This is a genomic window from Qipengyuania xiapuensis (assembly GCF_019711395.1).
Lineage (GTDB): Bacteria > Pseudomonadota > Alphaproteobacteria > Sphingomonadales > Sphingomonadaceae > Qipengyuania > Qipengyuania xiapuensis.
The window spans coordinates 1695501-1714135 of record NZ_JAIGNL010000001.1; the positions used below are offsets into that span (position 1 = coordinate 1695501).

19 protein-coding genes are annotated in these 18635 nt (G+C 63.5%); 6 read left to right on the forward strand and 13 right to left on the reverse strand.

Going from position 1 to position 18635, the window contains the following annotated elements; all coding sequences use genetic code 11:
- Positions 1–31 precede the first annotated feature (31 nt).
- The 3 genes from creD to K3163_RS08585 all read right to left on the reverse strand — a co-directional run bounded on the left by creD (position 32) and on the right by K3163_RS08585 (position 3635).
- Complete coding sequence (creD, locus tag K3163_RS08575; RefSeq protein WP_247712493.1) at positions 32–1417, reverse strand: cell envelope integrity protein CreD; 1386 nt, start codon at positions 1415–1417, stop codon at positions 32–34.
- Between the two features lie 146 nt (positions 1418–1563).
- Positions 1564–3249, reverse strand: a complete 1686-nt coding sequence (locus K3163_RS08580; RefSeq protein ID WP_221553825.1) for a M56 family metallopeptidase — start codon at positions 3247–3249, stop codon at positions 1564–1566.
- Positions 3246–3635: a BlaI/MecI/CopY family transcriptional regulator gene (locus K3163_RS08585; RefSeq protein ID WP_221428298.1), complete on the reverse strand. Its 390-nt coding sequence runs from the start codon at positions 3633–3635 to the stop codon at positions 3246–3248. Before K3163_RS08585 ends, K3163_RS08580 begins: the two co-directional genes overlap by 4 nt.
- Positions 3636–3822: 187 nt before the next feature.
- Here K3163_RS08585 and K3163_RS08590 point away from each other — a divergent pair, with 187 nt between their 5' ends.
- Positions 3823–4470, forward strand: coding sequence for a peptidylprolyl isomerase (locus tag K3163_RS08590; RefSeq protein ID WP_221553826.1), 648 nt, complete (start codon positions 3823–3825; stop codon positions 4468–4470).
- On the opposite strand, the gene K3163_RS08595 is transcribed toward K3163_RS08590, so the two are convergent.
- From K3163_RS08595 to sdhC, 5 genes are all read right to left on the reverse strand, one after another.
- Complete coding sequence (locus K3163_RS08595) at positions 4467–5015, reverse strand: YdbT family protein (RefSeq protein ID WP_221553827.1); 549 nt, start codon at positions 5013–5015, stop codon at positions 4467–4469. The genes K3163_RS08590 and K3163_RS08595 overlap by 4 nt on opposite strands.
- Positions 5016–5146: 131 nt before the next feature.
- On the reverse strand, positions 5147–5830 hold the full coding sequence (locus tag K3163_RS08600; protein WP_247712494.1) for a glycoside hydrolase: 684 nt from the start codon (positions 5828–5830) through the stop codon (positions 5147–5149).
- 182 nt (positions 5831–6012) lie between these two features.
- Positions 6013–7854, reverse strand: coding sequence for a succinate dehydrogenase flavoprotein subunit (gene sdhA / locus K3163_RS08605; protein WP_221553829.1), 1842 nt, complete (start codon positions 7852–7854; stop codon positions 6013–6015).
- A complete protein-coding gene (gene sdhD, locus K3163_RS08610) occupies positions 7854–8240 on the reverse strand; it encodes a succinate dehydrogenase, hydrophobic membrane anchor protein (RefSeq protein ID WP_221428293.1) in 387 nt (128 codons plus the stop codon). The genes sdhA and sdhD overlap by 1 nt, the downstream gene beginning before the upstream one ends.
- Positions 8241–8255: 15 nt before the next feature.
- Positions 8256–8636: a succinate dehydrogenase, cytochrome b556 subunit gene (gene sdhC / locus K3163_RS08615; protein WP_221428292.1), complete on the reverse strand. Its 381-nt coding sequence runs from the start codon at positions 8634–8636 to the stop codon at positions 8256–8258.
- 108 nt (positions 8637–8744) lie between these two features.
- Here sdhC and K3163_RS08620 point away from each other — a divergent pair, with 108 nt between their 5' ends.
- From K3163_RS08620 to K3163_RS08635, 4 genes are read left to right on the forward strand one after another with little or no spacing between them, the layout of a single operon-like run.
- Complete coding sequence (locus K3163_RS08620; protein ID WP_221553830.1) at positions 8745–9455, forward strand: SDR family NAD(P)-dependent oxidoreductase; 711 nt, start codon at positions 8745–8747, stop codon at positions 9453–9455.
- On the forward strand, positions 9445–10371 hold the full coding sequence (bla, locus tag K3163_RS08625) for a subclass B3 metallo-beta-lactamase (RefSeq protein WP_221553831.1): 927 nt from the start codon (positions 9445–9447) through the stop codon (positions 10369–10371). Before K3163_RS08620 ends, bla begins: the two co-directional genes overlap by 11 nt.
- Positions 10368–11270, forward strand: coding sequence for a 50S ribosomal protein L11 methyltransferase (locus K3163_RS08630; protein ID WP_221553832.1), 903 nt, complete (start codon positions 10368–10370; stop codon positions 11268–11270). Before bla ends, K3163_RS08630 begins: the two co-directional genes overlap by 4 nt.
- Entirely contained in the window at positions 11267–11965 is a 699-nt protein-coding gene (locus K3163_RS08635) for a DUF2459 domain-containing protein (RefSeq protein ID WP_247712495.1), read from the forward strand. The genes K3163_RS08630 and K3163_RS08635 overlap by 4 nt, the downstream gene beginning before the upstream one ends.
- On the opposite strand, the gene K3163_RS08640 is transcribed toward K3163_RS08635, so the two are convergent.
- Genes K3163_RS08640 through ligA form a run of 3 tightly spaced genes read right to left on the reverse strand, consistent with a single transcriptional unit; the run spans position 11962 to position 15345 of the window.
- A complete protein-coding gene (locus K3163_RS08640; RefSeq protein WP_221553833.1) occupies positions 11962–13068 on the reverse strand; it encodes a serine hydrolase in 1107 nt (368 codons plus the stop codon). The two genes, K3163_RS08635 and K3163_RS08640, sit on opposite strands and share 4 nt — an antisense overlap.
- A gap of 43 nt (positions 13069–13111) precedes the next feature.
- Positions 13112–13291: a glycine zipper domain-containing protein gene (locus K3163_RS08645; RefSeq protein ID WP_221428287.1), complete on the reverse strand. Its 180-nt coding sequence runs from the start codon at positions 13289–13291 to the stop codon at positions 13112–13114.
- Between the two features lie 5 nt (positions 13292–13296).
- Positions 13297–15345: an NAD-dependent DNA ligase LigA gene (ligA, locus tag K3163_RS08650; protein ID WP_247712496.1), complete on the reverse strand. Its 2049-nt coding sequence runs from the start codon at positions 15343–15345 to the stop codon at positions 13297–13299.
- Positions 15346–15460: 115 nt separating this feature from the next.
- On the opposite strand from ligA, the gene K3163_RS08655 reads away from it, so the two are divergent.
- On the forward strand, positions 15461–15949 hold the full coding sequence (locus K3163_RS08655; RefSeq protein WP_221553835.1) for a DUF2165 family protein: 489 nt from the start codon (positions 15461–15463) through the stop codon (positions 15947–15949).
- Positions 15950–15952: 3 nt separating this feature from the next.
- On the opposite strand, the gene recN is transcribed toward K3163_RS08655, so the two are convergent.
- Both recN and K3163_RS08665 read right to left on the reverse strand, forming a co-directional pair.
- Positions 15953–17617: a DNA repair protein RecN gene (gene recN, locus K3163_RS08660; protein ID WP_221553836.1), complete on the reverse strand. Its 1665-nt coding sequence runs from the start codon at positions 17615–17617 to the stop codon at positions 15953–15955.
- A gap of 72 nt (positions 17618–17689) precedes the next feature.
- The gene (locus tag K3163_RS08665) at positions 17690–18490 is read right to left on the reverse strand and encodes an outer membrane protein assembly factor BamD (protein ID WP_221553837.1); all 801 of its coding nucleotides are present in this window, start codon (positions 18488–18490) and stop codon (positions 17690–17692) included.
- Positions 18491–18635 lie beyond the last annotated feature (145 nt).

Below are 18635 nucleotides of genomic sequence, written 5' to 3' on the forward strand. Positions count from 1 at the left end.
TCGCGCCCCCTTCTCATTTGCAGAGCGTATGTCAGCTCTCGGCGAGCTCATCGCTCCTTCCTGCGCGCGACCATTCGACATTGCGGGTCGCGTACATAACACCGGCCAGTGCAAGGAACATCGACAGTGATCCCACGATCAGCGATGCGGCCTCGAGGCTGAGCAAGATGTAGAGCCCGGCATAAAGGGCCGTGAGCAGCACCCCGATGAAGCCGGCGCGCTTCCACCCGCCCAACACCGCAGCGCTATAGGCGGTGAGGAGCCCGATGATCGCGGCACTTGCCAGCACGTATGCAAGGGCGAAGCCCATCACCTCGGCAAAAGCGAGCAACATCACGAAGAAGAGCACCAGACCGGCACCGGTCAGCAGGTATTCCGCTGGGGCGACACGAGCGCCACCGACCACATCGAACAGCAGGTAGGTGAGGAAGGTGAAGCCGATGAACAGGAAGCCGTACTTCACGCTACGGTCGACCTGCGCATAGATATCGGCAGGCTCGACCATCCTGATGGTTGCGGTCTTGCCCGACGCCGCTTCGACGGGCTCGGAGGAGGTGTAGACGTCACCGGAGAAATTGCTCACGCGAACCGGCGGCAGGTCTTCCTGCATGACCATCGACTGGCCCAGTGCCAGATTGCCGATCGACCAGTTCGCGGTGAAGCCGTCGGATGAAATCTCGCTGCGGTCGGGCAGGAAACTTCCGCCGAAGCCGGGGTGTGCCCAGGGCGAGGAAACCTTCCAGTCGGTCTGTCCGCCACGCGGCACCAGCGTCAGCGAGAGGCTGCCACGCAAGGTGTAATCATAGGCGACCGAAAGCGGCTCGCCCGAAGACCAGTCGATATTGCCGTGGAATCCGGCGCCTCCGCTTGAGTGAACGCCCTCACCCGGCTGCAATTCGATCGGCTCGCCATCGACGCGCACATCCGCCACCGCGCGGAGCCCCCGGGGGTCGGAGTTGCCGAAGCGGATCTGCGCCTCGTCGAGAAGAAGCTGTTCGCGCGTCGCACCGAAACGCGACAGGTCATCGGGCAGTACGAAACGCGCCGTCCCGTCCATCTGCGCAAGGTAGATGACCGTCTCGTAGAGTGCCTTGCGCTTGCGTTCGGGTTCCAGTGTCGTTTCGAGCGTGTGCTGCTCGGGCGACAGGAAAAGTTGCTTGCGGATAGTTTGCGTACGCGTCGTCGCAACTCCGTTCACCGTCTCGTTGCTGACGCGCCGCTCTTCATAAGGAATGACTAGAACCGGGCCGGAGACGACCTGCGCACCGCCCGACCCGGCCGTGATCGAGTCCTGCGCAACACGCGCCTGGTGCTGCCGGTCGGACACCAGCCCATAGACCATGATGAGCGGGATCATCAGGACAAGCCCGACGAGTCCGGCGAGGACCAATTTGAAACCGGGGGATCTTTCTTGCATCACACATCTCCATCGTTGCTGCGATGAAGCGTTCTGTGTGAGCGACGAACTGAATACGCATTGAATTGCGCTCAGGTGAACGAAAACGGTCGGCGCATCGCTGCACCGACCGTCGGGTTACGCAGGACCCGCAGTCCCTGCGCCTCTTACTTTTTCTTCTTCTGGAGCTCCGCGATCTCGGCATCGACAGAGCGCAGTGCTTCGGCACGCTCTTCGGCCGACAGCGAGCTCTCGCTAGCGATCGCCGTACGAGCAGACTTCAGCGCCTGGAGCGCCAGCTCATTGGCAGCTGTCTCGCAAACGAAGAGCGTGGTCTTGCCCTTGGCGTCGGTCGAGGAAGTGACAGGCTTCGACTTGTCCTTGCAGGATACGACCACTTCGGGTGCCATCTTCGCGGCCTCGCCTGCCTGTGCGACAGCGAGACGCATTTCGCGGCGGAACTCGCCACCTTCGGCGAACTGCTCGCGCAGCTTCTTCATCTCGATGTCGAAGTCGCCGCCTTCGGCGAACTGTTCACGCAGCTTGGCCATTTCGGCACGGAGCTCGGCACGATCGGCCTCGCTCATCTTGTCCCAGTCCTTGCCGTTGATACGGATGCGGCGCTTTTCGACACGGCGCTCGTCGCCCTCGGCCAGTTCACGCTCGATCTCGACGATCTCGCGGCGGACCTCGGCAACCTCGCGCTCGGCCTCTGCGACTTCACGCTCGGCTTCAGCGAGTTCGCGCTCGACCTCGATTTCGGTTTCGATCCGCTCCTCGCGGACTTCCTGCACATCGGCCTCGGTCCACTCCTCGACGGAGGTTTCCGCGGCCTGCGCCGTAGCAGCCAGCAGAGTGGGCGTACCTTCGGCATAACAGATCGATGCAGTCAGTGGCACGGCCAGGAAGGCCGAAGCCAGTGCACCCCGGCCCAGAAGGCGGCGGCGCGGCGAAATATCGGACATGGATAAACTCCTCAAACGATGGATTATCGACTTGTCCCCCAGAACCGGACAAGCCATCGGCGCAGCCAGCGCAGGGCGCGGTGCAAGTGCCGGACGGCGTGCAAAATCGGCGATGACATTGGCGTAGGTGGCACGCTCGTCATGCGAACGGGCGGCCACGACACGGGCATCGCAGAAAGCTTCCTGGTCGCGCCGCAGCGCATTCCACCCGATATGGCCGAGCGGGTTGAACCAGTGGATCGCGAACAGCGGCTGGACCAGCATGTTGACGATGAGGTCGCCGCCGCGGTGGTGCGAAAGCTCGTGCGCAATCGCGAGGTCGCGGGCCGCTCTTTCTCGGCTCGACATGAAACCGTTGGGCAGCGCGATGACGCGATCGAGCACGCCGAAGGCCATCGGGCCGGAAATGGCCGAGGTCTCGATCAGCCTGATGGAGCCGACCTCGCCGACCGGACGCGCATCCTCGAGCAGTTCGCGGCGCAGCGCGAAGTAGAGCCAGAACCGGCGCACAAGCATGACCATTGCCCCGCCCAGCCACAGGAGGAGCAGCGGCGTCAGGAAATCGACCGGCTCGGCAGCCGTGGTGAGCGTCGTCGGAAGCGCGGCGCCCGATTGGGCAACCGGCAGGACGATGGTTTCGGACTGCAACGCGAAGGCCGGTTCCGTCTCGACGACCGTCTCGGTCACCGGGCGCATCCAGGCCGGGAGCGTGAAAGGGGGAATGACAAGGCGGGCAAGCGGGAGGAACCAGAGCGCGTAAGCAGCTCCTGCTCCGAAATGGCGGGCAACCGGGCGGCGAAGCACCATGACCAGCGCAATCAGCGCGCCCGTCCACACCAGCGTGTCAAACAGGAACCAGTCCCAGTATTCTCTCAGGAGCTCGGTCATTTGCGCATCTCCTTGAGGAGTGCCTCGATCTCGGCGAGATCGTCATCGGTGAGCGCTTCGCTCTCGGCGAGATGGGCGAAAAGCGGTGCTGCACGGCCTCCGAAAAGGCGATCGACGAGACGACGGCTTTCGCCGCCGACATAGTCCGATCGCTCGACCAGCGGATGATAGAGGAACTTGCGGCCCTGAGGCTCCGTCCCCACCGCATCCTTCGCGACAAGGCGGCTCAGTAGCGTCTTCACTGTGGGGATCGACCAGTCGTTGGCCGCGCAGACGCGGTCGCAGACCTCGGCAGCGGACAACGGGCTCTCGTCCCACAGCGCTTCCATGACGGCGTGCTCGGCTTCGCTGATCCGGTCACCGGGTCCCTGCTTGCGCCTGGCCATCACTCCGTACTCCCCTCTCGAATTGCGTTCGATTACGCCTGTAGCCGTATCGACTACGATTGTAAACATGAAGCGTAGATGAACGCGCGTTCAGGAAGCATTTTCCGTTTTCGCGGTCCAGCGGAGCTCTGCGTGGACCATCAAGAATTCGATGGACGACAATCATGCGCGCGGTATTCTTCGCTCCATGATCGCACGCATCCTTGCTCCGCTCGCCCTCCTCTCCACGCCGCTTGCAGCGCAGGACGAGACCGCAGCTCCGCCCCAAGAGGTTGATTTCGAGACGACATTGGTGGTCCTGGAGACGACCATGGGCGACATTACCGTAGCGCTCGAAACCGAACGCGCGCCGATCACGGCGGGCAATTTCCTGCGTTATGCGGACGAGGACAGGTTCGACGGGACGGTCTTCTACCGCGCCATGCATCTTCAGTGGGGCGAACCGCCCAACGGCCTGCTGCAAGGCGGGACCCAGAACAATCCCGACCGCATCCTCGAAGGCGTGCCGCACGAGCCGACCAACGAGACGGGGCTCAGCCACACGAATGGCGCGCTGTCGATGGCACGACTCGATCCCGGAACGGCTACCGGCGACTTCTCGATCATGATCAAGGACCAGAAAGGTCTCGACGCCCAGCCCGACAGCGACGACCCCAATCTCAAGGCGGGTTATGCCGTGTTCGGATACGTTGTCGACGGAATGGATGTGGTCCACGCAATCCATGACAGCCCCCGCGATCCGGAGGCAGGCGAAGGCTGGATGAAGGGTCAGATGCTTGCCGAACCGGTGACGATTGTCGACGTTCGGCGCGTGGAACCGGTCGAAATCGACTAGCGGCGAACGGCTGCCATCCGCTCGTTCAGCAGTTCGAGAAACTCCTCGAACTCGTCATGCGATTTGAAGTTCTGTGATGCGGCGCAAATCTTTTCTCCGCCGCGGTCGACGATCTCGACGCTGAACTTCCCCTGATACTCGTCCAGCTTGATGTCCTTGATGAGCGCATACTGGATGCGTGTCGGGGTGCGCGACAAGACACCCGAAGTGCCTTCGACCGCGTTCGCGTCCAGCCTCAGGTAGCTCTTCCCGCTGAGGCTGGTGATGAAACCCGCACCGCCGATGAGCGCCCAGCCTGCAGCCGAAAGGGCCAGCACGCCGAAAAAGATGTCCGCACCGAACGGGCCAAGCTCGATGATGCCGTTGAGGATCAAGCCGCGCGGATCGGTCACTTCATAGGCGAGATAGGCAGCAACCGCTCCGAAGAAGAGGAGGCAGAAAAGCATGAGCAGCGGATTGGGTGTCACGTCGAACTGGCGCGCGCCTGCTGCCGGCGGGGCGGCGGCAAGGTTTTGCCGAGGCGTTTGCCCGAAACCCTGCTGCATTCCCGCTGGGCCTGTTGCTATCTCACCAGATGCGAGACCCTTGCGTCCGAAACCCATGATTGCCCCCGTCTTTCAAATACTTGAAAGCGCCGAATAGACCCGGGACGTAAACTTATCGTTGCCGCGGGTCTTCAGCAAACCTCGGCGGTGTTTTCGGGAATGGGTCCGGGCGGCACGCGCGCGGGGCTCATCCAGAAGGGATCGGACTTGAGACGGTGGCTGTCGCCATAGGCCTTGGCGAGCGCGGCATAGAGATGCGGATCGTAGGCCTCGAGATCGGCATGGTTGAGGATGCGGCGCCCGTCGAATGACTGGATGCGGTTCGAGTTGAACCAGAATTGCGTACCTTCGGCCCAATATTCCTGGATCGTCGTGGTCGTATACTCGTCGAGCCAGAGATCATTCGCCAAGGCGTTGGCATACGCAGCTTCAACCTCGGCATAGAGCACGGGATCGGTGGCCTGGATGGCATCGAGCACGAGATGCCCCATCTCGTGCACGAAGATCGTCTCGCCCCAATAGCGGCTCGACGGCAGGCCGAGCACATCCTCCGCCCCGTCTGCCATGCGCTTGCCGCCGATGGCGCGGGCGCGCTCGTTCCAGTATTCGCGATCGGTCTTGGCCCCGATGCGTACATCGTAATGCTTGAGCTCGCACCGCGTTAGCCGCGGATCATCGCGCGCAGGCTTGGTCCAGCCAGCCTTGTCCGGAAGGTCCAGCAGCGCCTCGTCCTCCGCGATGATGGCGATGCGGTAGTCGTTGGCAGCGAGCCATTCGGCGAGGTCGGGACGTTGGGCGAGCATACCGCGTGTCATGTCGCGCGCTGCAACCAGCGCCTCGTCCGGCACTTGTCCGGACGACAGTATGGGAATGCCGCTTGCGTCTATATGCTTCGCATAAAACGCTTCTGCGCCCAGCCCTGTGGGAGGCGCTCCGGGAACTGTCGTACAGGCCGAAAGCGAAACGGCGGCGAGAACGAAGCCTCGCCGCCATCGCATCAGTAAACGCGCTTCTTCGGCTCGATATACTTCACATCGTCGGTCAGCGTGTACTCGTGGACAGGGCGATAATCGATCTTCACGCCGCCGCCGTTGCCGCCCCAGCCATCGAACCAGGCGATAGTGTGCTTCATCCAGTTCTTGTCGTCGCGCTCCGGGAAGTCCTCGTGCGCGTGGGCGCCGCGGCTTTCCTTGCGGTTTTCGGCCGATGCCATGGTGACGTTGGCCTGCGCCATGAGGTTGTCGAGCTCGAGCGTCTCGATGAGGTCGCTGTTCCAGATGAGCGAGCGGTCGTGGACCTTGACGTCCTGCATCCGCTTGTTGACGTCCTTGAGGACTTCGACGCCTTCGGAAAGCAGCTTGCTGTCGCGGAACACGGCAGCGTGCTTCTGCATGCCCTTTTGCATGTCGGCACGCAGGGCTGCAGTCGGCGTGCTGCCGTCGGCATGACGGAAGTGGTCGAGGCGCGACAGCGAAAGTTCGGCGCTGCCCTTGGGCAGTTCGTCCTGGCTCACTCCCGGCTTGATGATTTCTTTCAGACGATGGCCGGTTGCACGGCCGAACACCACGAGGTCGATCAGCGAGTTCGAGCCGAGGCGGTTCGCGCCGTGGACCGAGACGCAGGCCGCTTCGCCGACTGCGAACAGGCCGGGAACGATCTTTTCCGGATCGTTCGGATCGCCCGCCATCACTTCGCCGTGATAGTTACAGGGGATGCCGCCCATGTTGTAGTGAACCGTCGGGGTAACCGGCAGAGGCTGCTTCGTCAGGTCCACGCCAGCGAAGATCTTGCCGCTTTCGGTGATGCCCGGCAGACGCTCGCCCAGCACCTTGGGATCGATATGATCGAGGTGCAGGTAGATGTGGTCGCCATCCGGGCCGACACCGCGACCTTCGCGCATTTCCAGAGCCATCGACCGGCTGACGACGTCGCGCGATGCGAGATCCTTCGCGGAGGGCGCATAGCGTTCCATGAAACGCTCGCCTTCGGAGTTGGTGAGGTAGCCGCCCTCGCCGCGCGCACCTTCGGTGATGAGCACGCCGGCACCGTAGATGCCGGTCGGGTGGAACTGCACGAACTCCATGTCCTGCAGCGGCAGGCCCGCGCGCAGAACCATGCCGCCACCGTCGCCGGTGCAGGTGTGGGCCGACGTCGCGGTGAAGTAGCAGCGACCATAGCCGCCGGTCGCGAGGACCACGGCCTGGCTGCGGAAACGGTGGATGGTGCCATCGTCGAGGCACATCGCGATCACGCCGCGGCAGACCTTGCCGTCGGCCGTGTCTTCCATGATCAGGTCGAGCGCGAAATACTCGATGAAGAAGTCCGCGTCATACTTCAGGCTCTGCTGGTAGAGCGCGTGGAGCATGGCGTGGCCGGTACGGTCGGCTGCGGCGCAGGTGCGCTGCACCGGCGGGCCTTCGCCCATGTTCTGCATGTGGCCGCCGAAGGGCCGCTGGTAGATCGTGCCATCGTCGTTGCGGCTGAAGGGCACGCCCGCGTGTTCCAGCTCGTAGACTGCCTGCGGTGCTTCGCGGACCATGTATTCGATCGCGTCCTGGTCGCCGAGCCAGTCGGAGCCTTTCACCGTATCGTACATGTGCCACGACCAGTGGTCGGGTGTGTTGTTGCCGAGTGATGCGGCGATACCGCCCTGTGCGGCCACGGTGTGCGAACGCGTCGGGAAAACCTTGGTGATGCAGGCCGTCTTGAGGCCGGCTTCCGCGCTACCCATTGTGGCGCGCAGGCCGGAGCCGCCGGCGCCGACGACTACGGTGTCATAGAGGTGGTCGACGATCGGATAGCTGCGACCGCCGATTTCGAAAGTAGCGCTGTGGGCCATCAGGCGGCTCCTCCAAGGGCGATGCGGGCGATCGAAACGAGAGCGAATGCGCCGCCGCCAATGGTTGCAAGATTGAGAATGGTAAGCGTGGCGAACTTGGTTCCGGCATCGTGGACATAGTCCTCGATCAGCACCTGCAGGCCGAGGCGCGCGTGCCAGAACACGCTGATGATCAGCAGCGCCAGCGCGGTCGCGGGCAGCGTCTGCGAGGCCCAGCCGGTCACGGTCGAATAGCCATAGTCGGGAAGCAGCGCGAGGCTGATCACGAGGAACAGCATCAGCACCAGGTTACCGATAGCGGTGAAGCGCTGCACCAGCCAGTGATGCGCGCCCTCATGTGCGGAGCCGAGCCCGCGCACGCGTTTGATGGGTGTGTCGTGTGCCATGTGTCCGGGTCTTCCTTAGCGAAGCAGGACGACCGCCCAGAAACCGGCGGTCAGGAGGATTGCGATGATCGGCGAAAGGATCGACCAGACCCGGTTCATGTCCAGCTCATAGCCGGCGCCGATGTCGAGGACGAAGTGGCGAAGCCCGCTCATCATGTGGGTGAAGAAAGCCCAGCTCAGACCGACGAGCACGATCATGCCGATCGGCGAGCCCATGACTTCCTGGAAGGTCGCATAGGTTTCGGGACCACCGGCCATTGCGCCGAGCCACCAGAGCAGGACGGCGAGGCCGACAATGGCCATACCGTCGCCGGTGATACGGTGGAGGATCGAGACCAGCATATGCGGGCCCCATTTCCAGATTTGCAGGTGCGGTGAGAGCGGGCGGTTTGCCATGCGTTATCGTCCGTTACGGTAATTCGTCGCGCCTCCTTAGCGAAGCTGGCGTGCGAGGCAAGGCGCGCGGCCTCGACATTTGTCGCAAAGTTTCGAATAGCGTGATGCATGACATGCATTCTTCTCACCGGCTCATCGCGCGGGATCGGCGCTGCTGCCAAGGCAGCTCTCGAGGCGCGAGGCGCCAAAGTCATCGGGCAGGCAACCTCGAGTGACGCCACCGATACCGTGCCGGCGGACTTTCGCGAGCCCTTCACACCGCAGGAGTTGTGGCAGGCCGCCCTCGCCCGCGCGGGCGGCAAGATCGACGTGCTCGTCAACAATGCCGGGCTCTTCGCGCCCAACCCGATCGAGCGCTCCGACATCGAATGGCTCGATGCCTGGGAAGATACGATGCGCATCAACCTGACCGCTGCGGCCCAGCTAAGCCGGTTTGCGATCAAGCACTGGCGCGCACGCGGAAGCGAGGGGCGTATCGTCCACGTAGCGAGCCGTGCCGGTCACCGCGGCGATTCGCCGGCGCACTGGCACTATGCTGCCAGCAAGGGCGGCATGCTTGCGATGCACAAGAGCATCGCGCGCGCCTACGCTTCGGAGAAGATCTACAGCTTCGCGATCACGCCGGGCTTCACCGATACGGCCATGGCAGGCGATTACCTGGAGAGCCGCGGCGGGGCAGGATTGCTTGCAGACATTCCGCTGGGCCGCGTGGCCGAACCGGAGGAAATCGCGAAGATCATCGAATTCTGTGCACTCGATGCACCGCCCAGCATGACGGGCGCGACGCTTGATGCCAACGGGGCAAGCTATGTTCGCTAGACTTGCGCTTCCCCTCGCCATGGTGCTTGGTGCCTGTGCCAACGCTCACACCGGTCATACCGACCCCGTCCCGTCCGCACATGCGGAGCCGCAAGTACCGGAAGAGCGCTTCGTGGACGCATGCGAAAAGTGGGACGAGTGGGACAAGCCTGCCCGGCCGTTCCGCCTGATGGGCAACAGCTGGTATGTCGGCACCTGCGGCATCTCGGCCATTCTGGTGGCGGGCGACGAGGGTCACATCCTGCTCGACAGCGGAGTGGAAGCCGCTGCGCCCCACGTGCTCGCGAGCATCCGGTCGCTCGGCTTCGAGCCTTCCGACATCCGCTACATCCTCATGAGCCATGAGCATTTCGACCATGTCGCCGGTCATGCAGCGATCGCCGAAGCGACCGGAGCCGAGATCGTGGCTTCCGAGCGCGCCGCGCCGGTCCTCGTGAGCGGAAAAGTGGCGAGCGACGACCCGCAGGCTAACTCGGGGCATCCTGACATGGAACCGGTCGAGGTGAGCAGGATCGCAGCGGACGGCGATGTCGTCGAGCTGGGCAATCTCAGGATCACTGCACATACGACACCGGGACACACACCGGGCGCGCTTAGCTGGACCTGGTGGTCGTGCACGCCGCCCGACCAACCACCGGTCTGCAGCCGAATGGTCTATGTCGACAGCCTCTCCGCAGTGTCCGGGGACGACTATCGCTTCACCGACCATCCTGAGACTGTCGGCGCCTTCCGTACCAGCATCGACAAGGTGCGCTTCCTGCCCTGCGATATTCTGACCACTCCGCACCCGTCATCGAGCAACATGATCGAGCGCTGGCGCGAAGGTACCTATGGCAAGCCCGGCGAGTGCCAGCGCTATGCCGATGCGCTTGGCAAACGCCTCGACGAGCGCCTTGCGAAGGAAGCCGCGCAGTGAGCGCCTGGAAGCTATCGGGCGAGGCTCCCAAGAAGGTCGTGCAGGCAGCTCTCCTCGCCCATGAGGACGCATGGGATTTTCCCGAGGAGCTGGTCGTATCCGGCCGCGAGATCGCCGAGGACAAGCCGGACGAATGGATCCTCGAGGTCTGGCTCGATCACAAGCCGACTGCGGCGGACAAGAAGGCCGTCGCATCGCTTTTTGCCGACGGCGCGCCCGATTTCGAGGCCGAGAAGCTGCCCGAACAGGACTGGGTGACGCTAAGCCAGCTGGGCGTCGAGCCCATCCGGGCCGGTCGTTTCCACGTGCGCACGCCAGAGCATCCGGCCGATCCGGAACTGATCGATTTCATCATCCCTGCAAGCCAGGCATTCGGCACCGGCCAGCACGAGACGACCGCCGCTTGCCTCGCAATGCTCGACCTGATGAAGCGCGAGGGGCTGGTGGTGAAGAATCACGCCGATATCGGCACCGGCACCGGGTTGCTCGCCTTCGCCGCCATGCACCTCTGGCCCAATGCCAAGGCGACCGCGTCGGACATCGATTATGTCTGCGCCGGAGTGGTCGAGGACAATTGCGCCATGAACGATGTTCCCACAGGTGCCGGTCCCGGCGAACTGACGATGATCATCGCTCCCGGTACCGATGACGCGCTGATCCAGGCGCGCGCGCCTTACGATTTGCTGATCGCCAATATCCTCGCTGGCCCTCTCGTGGAACTGGCGCCCGACTTCGCTGCAGTCACCGAGAGGGGTGGCAGCCTCCTCCTTGCAGGCCTGCTCCAGACGCAGGAAGCCGAAGTCCGCGCGGCATACGCGAGGCAGGGCTTCCGCCTCGCCCGCCGTGTCACGAATGGCGACTGGTCGATCCTGTGGCTGCGCCGGAGCCGGGTGCGTTGAGAAGCAAACGCGCGTTGAAGTGGCTCGGCGGCATTCTCGCCGTCCCGCTTTTACTTGCGGCCTTGTTCTTCCTTGCGGCCTGGATCGGGAGCTCGATACCGCGAAACGCGGACTGGACCGAGCCGGAAACGGGCATCCGGATCATGATCGAAACCAATGGCATCCACACCGGCATCGTGATGCCCATCATCACGCAGGAGAAGGACTGGCGCGAAACCTTCCCCTCGGCGGGAATGCCCCGCGATACCGATGGCTGGATACCGACCCACGTGGCGATCGGATGGGGTGAGAAAGAGGTTTTCCTCAACACGCCGACATGGGGTGATCTCAAGGTCAGCACCGCGCTGCGGATCGCCTTCATGGGCGGTGACGGCCTGATGCGCGTCGGCCATTACGTGAACCCGCGCCCATCCGAATACCATCGCTACCTGACCTTGAGGCCGGAGGAATACCGGCTTCTGGTGGCGGAGATCGAGGCGACCCTGCCCCCGCCCCCGGAAACCGGCGAGCGCTTCAGTTACGAGAGCTTCGAGAAAGGCGCGCGCAATTACGACGCGCTTGGCCGCTACACGCTCGGCAATACATGCAACCAGTGGGTGGGCGACACGCTCGCTCGTGCAGGAGTGAAAATGGGCCAGTGGACACCGCTTGCGGGCGGCGTGATGAAATGGGTGGACGATCCGACCGCCGACTAGGCGACCGGGTCCTGCCGCCCCTCGTGATAGCGGACCACAGAACGCGTGACTTCCTGCATCATGTCGAAACGCTCCGCATAGGATGTGCGGGTCTGCCCGATCAGGACGGCGATGGTGTATTGCGTGCCGTCGGGAGCGGTGAGGATACCGACGTCGTTATAGCCGGACTGCACACCGTCGAAGTACTGGCCCGTGCCGGTCTTGTGACCGAACTCCCAGCCCCCGGGTACACCGCCCTTGAGGCGCCGCGGGCCGCTCTTCGTTTGCTTTAGCGTGTCGAGCATGAAGCTGGTGGACGCGGGCGACAAGAGATCGCCGCGCGCAAGCTTCGCAAGCGCTTCGGAGATCCCTGCAGCGCTGGCTCCGTCGAGCGGGTCCGCAAGATAGGCTTCGAATGCCTGTCGCCGGCGCTCCTCGGGTACGCGGTCGCGCGCCTCGTAGAAGGCGTTTCCCGTCGAATAGGACTGGCGCCACTCCAGCCCGGCAATCTCGCTCTGCTTGCTGCGCTCGTCGGTGCCGAACTGCACGCCGCTAATCCGGTTTCTCCTGAGGAATGCCTCCACCGCCTGAGGCCCACCTATCCGGCGGAGAAGGCGGTCGTTGGCGGTATTGTCGCTCTGCGTAATCGCGCGGGTCAGGAGGTCGCGATAATCGCTCGTGAATGCCCCTCGCGCCTTCACGATGTTCCTGACGGGCTGGTAGAACAGCGTGAGATCTGCGTTGCGGATGGTCACCATCTCGTCGAGCGAGAGGCCGCCCTCTTCCGCAAGGTCCAGCGCGGTCAACGCGACCCACAGCTTCGTTACGCTCTGCTGCGGGAACGGCTCACCGCCATTGTGGGCCATCGTCGACAAATCGGACACTCGCGTGACGGCAATGCCGAGCTCACCGGCAAACCTTTCGCCTATGCCCCGCAGATCTTCCTGGAGTGCCAGCTGCGCTGCATCGAGTTCGGGCGGCGGGGGAGGCTCTTGGGATGCCGCGGCCATGACGCGCCGTTCGAATTCTTCGGGCGTTTCGCCGGGCGTGCTTACGGACGTCGCCAGCACCAGGAAGGCGCCTACGATCAGGACAGTCAGGAACAGGATCGGGGAGCGTCTCACATCCAACTAACGCCATCAAATCAGATGGTTTCCGAGATTGCCGTCAGCTTTTTGAATCCGCGCCCTCGTCGTCCTCTTCATCGTCCTCGTCCTTCTTCGACATGGAAGCGCTGAAGGCGGCTCCGAAAGCGACACCCAGCCCGAGACCGATCGCGAGATTGTCGAAGACGACCCCGAACATGACCCCGAAAATCAGCCCTAGCGAGATGCCTTGCGCGTTCATGATCCCTACTCCGCTTCCGCCACGATCTTGGCCCAGCCAGCCTCGTCGATCACCTCGATGCCGAGGTCGGCGGCCTTCTTGAGCTTGCTGCCCGCACCGGGACCGGCGACCAACAGGTCGGTCTTGGCACTGACCGAACCGCTTGCCTTGGCTCCGAGACGCTCGGCCTGGGCCTTGGCCTCGTCGCGGCTCATGGTCTCGAGCTTGCCGGTGAATACCACGATCTTGCCGCTGACCGGACTTTCCTTCGTCTCGACCTCGTAGCGAGGGGGCGAAACTTCATTGAGCAAGTCGTCCCAGACTGCCTTGTTGTGATCCTCGTGGAAGAAGTCGCCGAGCGCCTCGACCACCGCGCCGCCGATGCCGTCGATCGACGTCAGCGCCTGCGCAGCTTCCTCGTCTCCCGCGCGTGCAGCCTCGGCTGTCTGGCGCAAGGCCGGCAACTCGTGGAAATTCTTCATCAAGTCGCGCGCCGTCACAGCGCCGATGTGGCGGATGCCAAGCCCGAACAGCAATCGCGCCGCATCCGGCTGGCGCCGTGCCTCGATGCTATCCACAAGCTTATCCACAGAGCGCTCCTGCCAGCCCTCGAGCGCGAGAATGGCGTCACGACGTTCGTGGAGACGGAAAATATCCGCAGGACTTTCGAGCCAGCCCAGTGCGAAGAACTGGTCGATGGTCTTCTCGCCGAGCCCGTCGATGTCGAGCGCACCTCGGCTGACGAAATGCTTCAATCTTTCAGTACGTTGTGCGGGACATATGAGACCGCCTGTGCAGCGTACATCGACCTCGCCTTCTGCCGCCACGGCCTCGCTGCCGCATTCGGGACAGTGATCGGGGAAGATGAAAGGCTCGCGTTCCACCTCGCGGGTCAGGTTATCCACAAGCTGTGGAATAACGTCGCCCGCGCGCTGCACGACGACGCGGTCGCCGGGCCTGACGCCGAGCCGCTCGATCTCGTCTCGGTTGTGGAGCGTGACGTTCGTTACGGTGACACCGCCCACCAGGACCGGTGCGAGGCGGCCTACAGGGGTAAGCTTGCCTGTACGCCCGACCTGGATGTCGATCGCCTCGAGCGTGGTCTCGGCCTGCTCCGCGGGGAACTTGTGCGCCAGCGCCCAGCGCGGCGCCTTGGCCACGAAGCCGAGGCGCTGCTGCCAGTCCAGCCGGTCGACCTTGTAGACGACCCCATCGATTTCATACGGAAGGTCGGGACGCTGCGAACCGATGCTTTCGTAATGCGCCAGCATTTCTGCGACATCCTGAACGACAGTAAATAGCGGTGAGACCGGCACTCCCCACTTCTCGATCTTGCGCACCACCTCCTCCTGCGTGGCACCGGGCACATCGGAGGCCGCGCCCCAGCCGTGCGCCCAGAACCTGAGCGGACGCTTTGCCGTCACGCTCGCATCCTTCTGGCGCAGCGAGCCGGCAGCGGCATTGCGCGGATTGGCGAAGAGCTTGCCGCCTGCTTCTTCCTGCGCGGCGTTGAGCGCGTGGAAGTCGGCCTTAGACATGTAGACCTCGCCACGGATCTCGAAGACCTCCGGCACATCGCCCGCGAGCTGCTGCGGAATATCCGCGATATGCGCGACATTGGGCGTGACGTCCTCGCCAACCTGCCCGTCACCGCGGGTCGCAGCACGAACAAGCTTGCCCTTCTCGTAGCGCAGCGAACAGGACAGGCCGTCGATCTTGTCTTCTGCGGTGATCGAGACCTGCTCGCTTTCGTCGAGCGACAGGAAACGCCGTACGCGTGCCACCCACTCCTCGACCTCTTCGGCAGAGAAGGCGTTGTCGAGGCTCATCATGCGAACCTCGTGGGTGACCTTGGACAGCGGCGAGGCCGCGATTTCGTGGCCGACCACCTTGGAAGGCGAATCCTCGCGCACGAGATGCGGGAAAGCCTCTTCCAGCACCGCATTGCGGCGGACCAGCGCGTCGAATTCCGGATCGCTGATCTCGGGCGCGTCTTCGGCGTGATAGAGCTTGTTGTGTTTCGCGATCTCTCGCGCGAGCCGCATGAGCTCGTTGGCGGCGTCGGCTTCAGTCATGTCCACAGGCTTGCTCGCGGGCATTTGGTCGATTCCCCTTTCCATCGCTATGCATGAGCAGAGGCACGGGGAAAAGTGCATCAGACGGGTCGCGGTTTCACAGGTGGGGGAAACTATGATCGACCGTAATCTCAAAGCCCTTTTCATGGTGCTGCTAGGGCTGATGGCCCTGTTCTATGTCGGCCACAACCTGATCAACCTCGCGATAGCACACGAGAACATCGGCTATGTGCTTTCGCAGAAGGATCACGAAATCTATCCGGCCAACATCATGCCCGCGATGGGTCCGGGTGTCGCGTGGATCGTTCTGATCGTGATCTTCGCAAGCGAAATCGCTGCCGGTGTAGCCAGCCTTTGGGCCGGATTGAAGTTGTGGACCGGAAGGAGCGATGCCGCGGCATATGCGAATGCGATGACCTTGGCGAAGCTGGGCTGCGGTCTCGTGATCTTTACCTGGTTCGGGCTGTTCAACGTCTTCGGCGGCGCGGCCTACAACATGTGGCAGACACAGATCGGGCACGGCTCGATGGCCGACGCATTTACCTTCGCGGCTTTCGGTTTCTTCGTGCTGATCTATCTTTGCCAGCCCGAAGCTGCCGACTAGGCCCTAGACGCCTTCGAGCAATCGATCCGCCTGCGCCCTCGCTTCGGGCGTGACTTCAGCGCCCGAAAGCATGCGGGCGATCTCTTCCTGGCGACCGGCCTCGTCCAGCAGCGCCACGCTAGTGCGCGTCACCGTGCCGTCGGAGCTCTTGGCGATCATGTAGTGCGTCTGCCCGCGCGCAGCGACCTGCGGACTGTGCGTTACAGCCAGCAGCTGTCCGTCCGAGGCCAGCCTTGCGAGGCGTTCGCCAATAGCGCTGGCCACTGCGCCGCCCACGCCGCGGTCGATCTCGTCGAAGATCACCGTCGCTGCCCCGCCCTGCTCGGCCAAGGCGACTTTCAGCGCGAGGATGAAGCGCGATAGCTCGCCACCGCTGGCGATCTTCGCGAGCGGCGCGAAATCGGCACCCGGGTTGGTGGCGATGAGGAATTCGACGCTGTCGAGCCCATGAGCGCCCCAGCGCTCTTCCGGAAGTGCAGTCACAGCCGTCTTGAAGCGAGCCGCATCGAGCTTGAGCGGCGCCAGTTCCGCCGCGACGGCTTCGTCGAGGCGCAATGCCGCAGCCACACGGTTCGCATGGAGCGCCTCGGCCTCGGCACGATAGCGATTGCCCGCTTCCTCTGCGGCGGCTTCGAGCGCATCGAGCTCGGCCTCGCCGCCCTCGATCGAATCGAGCTGGCTGCGCATCTCGCGGATCTTCTCAGGTAGCTCGTCGACTTCGCAGCGATGCTTGCGGGCCAGAGCGCGCAGTTCGAACAGGCGGGTTTCCGCCTCTTCCAGAGCGGCAGGATCGTGGACCAGAGCCGCTGCGGCAGCTTCCAGCTTCTCCTCCGCCTCTCCGGCCTCGATCACGGCGCGATCAAGTGAGGCCAATGCGTCGGCCAAGAGCGAGTGTTCTGGCGCGATCCGGTCAAGCTTCCGGGCCGCCACACGCAATGACGCGAGCGGCGAGTCCGAGCCTTCCCAGAGATGGCGGAGTTCTTCGAGATCGCCCGAAAGGCGCTCGCCCTTCTGCATGTCGGCGCGCGCTTCCGCTAGTCTTGCTTCTTCACCCGCCTGCGGTTCGAGCGCGGTCAGCTCGGCAAGATGCGCGAGCAGCAGGTCCTGATCGAGCTTCGCCTGTTCGAGTGTTTCGCGCGCTTCGGCAAGCCGTGCCTCGGTGCTGCGCCACTTGGTCCAGGCCTGTTCGACCTTCGCGGTATCTGAACCTGCAAACCGGTCGAGCAGCGCACGGTGCCCGCGAGGATTGACCAGCCCGCGATCGTCATGCTGACCGTGAAGCTCGACCAGCACGCCTGCAATCTCGCGCAGTAGCGCGACGCCCACGCCCTGGTCATTGATAAAGGCCTTGCTGCCCCCGTCTGCCTTGAGCTGGCGGCGGATGATTAGCGGTTCGCCCGGCTCGATCTCGATGTCCGCATCGTCGAGCGCTTCGGCGATTGCATCAGGAAGCTTTGCGAATTCGAAGCTCGCCGAAACGCTGGCCTTCTCCTCGCCAGCGCGCACCAGCCCGCTGTCGGCGCGGTTGCCCAGCACCAGCCCGAGCGAATCGAGGAGGATCGACTTGCCCGCACCCGTCTCGCCCGTGAGCACGCCAAGGCCACGCCCGAAATCGAGATCGAGCGCTTCGATCAGCACGATGTTGCGGATGGACAGGCGGGTCAGCATCGCCAATCCCTTAACGCAGGCCAAAGCCCGCGTCACCGTTCCCGTTATGATCGGGTGTGAATATTTGGCTTATCAGCTGGCGGTGACGTCCGGCGCGTGGTCCTGAACGAGCTCATAGGCTTTCTCGTACCACTCGTTCCCGGGATAGTTCGCGCCGAGGACGGCAGCATACTTCACCGCTTCCGAGGGGATGCCCAGCGCAAGGCTGGTCTCGGTCAGGCGATAAAGCGCTTCGGGCGCGTGGCTGGTCGTCTGGTAATCGTCGACCACGTTCTGGAAACGGACCTGCGCGGCAATCCACTTGCCCGAGCGCTGGTAGAAGCGGCCGATTTCCATCTCCTTGCCCGCGAGGTGATCCTGCACGAGGTCGATCTTGAGACGCGCATCGGCGGCATATTCGGTCTGCGGGAAGCGGCGGACGACTTCGTTGAGAGCCGTGAGCGCCTGCTCGGTGATCTTCTGGTCGCGCTGCACGTCGCTGATCTGCTCGTAATAGTTTAGAGCGATCAGGTAGTAGGCATAGGGCGCGTCCTTGTTGCCCGGGTGGATCGAGAGGAAGCGCTGCGCGGCCTGCACCGACTTGTTGTAGTCGCTCGCGACATAATAGCTGAACGAGCTCATCAGCTGCGCACGGCGGGCCCAGGGCGAATAGGGATGCTGGCGCTCGACCTCGTCGAACAGGGCAGCCGCCAGAGTCGCGTTTCCGCGATCGAGGCGGTCCTTCGCCTCGGCGTAAAGCGTCTCGACGTCGCGGGCCACGTAAGCGGTGTCCTTCGGGGCGGAACCCGTACCCGCGCAGGCCGCGAGGAAGACGGTGGCGGCGAGGACGGAGCCGATGGCCGGCAGGCGACGGAAGCGCGAAACTGTGTTCATAGGGTCGAGCCTATAGCCAGCACCCTGCTGAACGCCAAGTGAAGTTCGTCAGGATTTCCCCGTGCGCGATGACGCCGGCCAGCGGGCCGAAACTTAAGTAGATTTTAAGGAAACGTGGCCAAATATTGTCAGCAGTGCGGCTCGG

Coding starts and splice junctions, on each gene's coding strand:
- sdhA (WP_221553829.1), bottom strand. CDS start 7,854: ATGGCCCACAGCGCTACTTTCGAAATCGGCGGTCGCAGCTATCCGATC.
- K3163_RS08665 (WP_221553837.1), bottom strand. CDS start 18,490: ATGAACACAGTTTCGCGCTTCCGTCGCCTGCCGGCCATCGGCTCCGTC.
- K3163_RS08645 (WP_221428287.1), bottom strand. CDS start 13,291: ATGAACGCGCAAGGCATCTCGCTAGGGCTGATTTTCGGGGTCATGTTC.
- K3163_RS08590 (WP_221553826.1), top strand. CDS start 3,823: ATGATCGCACGCATCCTTGCTCCGCTCGCCCTCCTCTCCACGCCGCTT.
- recN (WP_221553836.1), bottom strand. CDS start 17,617: ATGCTGACCCGCCTGTCCATCCGCAACATCGTGCTGATCGAAGCGCTC.
- K3163_RS08585 (WP_221428298.1), bottom strand. CDS start 3,635: ATGGCCAGGCGCAAGCAGGGACCCGGTGACCGGATCAGCGAAGCCGAG.
- sdhC (WP_221428292.1), bottom strand. CDS start 8,636: ATGGCAAACCGCCCGCTCTCACCGCACCTGCAAATCTGGAAATGGGGC.
- bla (WP_221553831.1), top strand. CDS start 9,445: ATGTTCGCTAGACTTGCGCTTCCCCTCGCCATGGTGCTTGGTGCCTGT.
- K3163_RS08580 (WP_221553825.1), bottom strand. CDS start 3,249: ATGACCGAGCTCCTGAGAGAATACTGGGACTGGTTCCTGTTTGACACG.
- K3163_RS08620 (WP_221553830.1), top strand. CDS start 8,745: ATGACATGCATTCTTCTCACCGGCTCATCGCGCGGGATCGGCGCTGCT.
- sdhD (WP_221428293.1), bottom strand. CDS start 8,240: ATGGCACACGACACACCCATCAAACGCGTGCGCGGGCTCGGCTCCGCA.
- K3163_RS08595 (WP_221553827.1), bottom strand. CDS start 5,015: ATGCAGCAGGGTTTCGGGCAAACGCCTCGGCAAAACCTTGCCGCCGCC.
- K3163_RS08600 (WP_247712494.1), bottom strand. CDS start 5,830: ATGACACGCGGTATGCTCGCCCAACGTCCCGACCTCGCCGAATGGCTC.
- creD (WP_247712493.1), bottom strand. CDS start 1,417: ATGCAAGAAAGATCCCCCGGTTTCAAATTGGTCCTCGCCGGACTCGTC.
- ligA (WP_247712496.1), bottom strand. CDS start 15,345: ATGACTGAAGCCGACGCCGCCAACGAGCTCATGCGGCTCGCGCGAGAG.
- K3163_RS08655 (WP_221553835.1), top strand. CDS start 15,461: ATGATCGACCGTAATCTCAAAGCCCTTTTCATGGTGCTGCTAGGGCTG.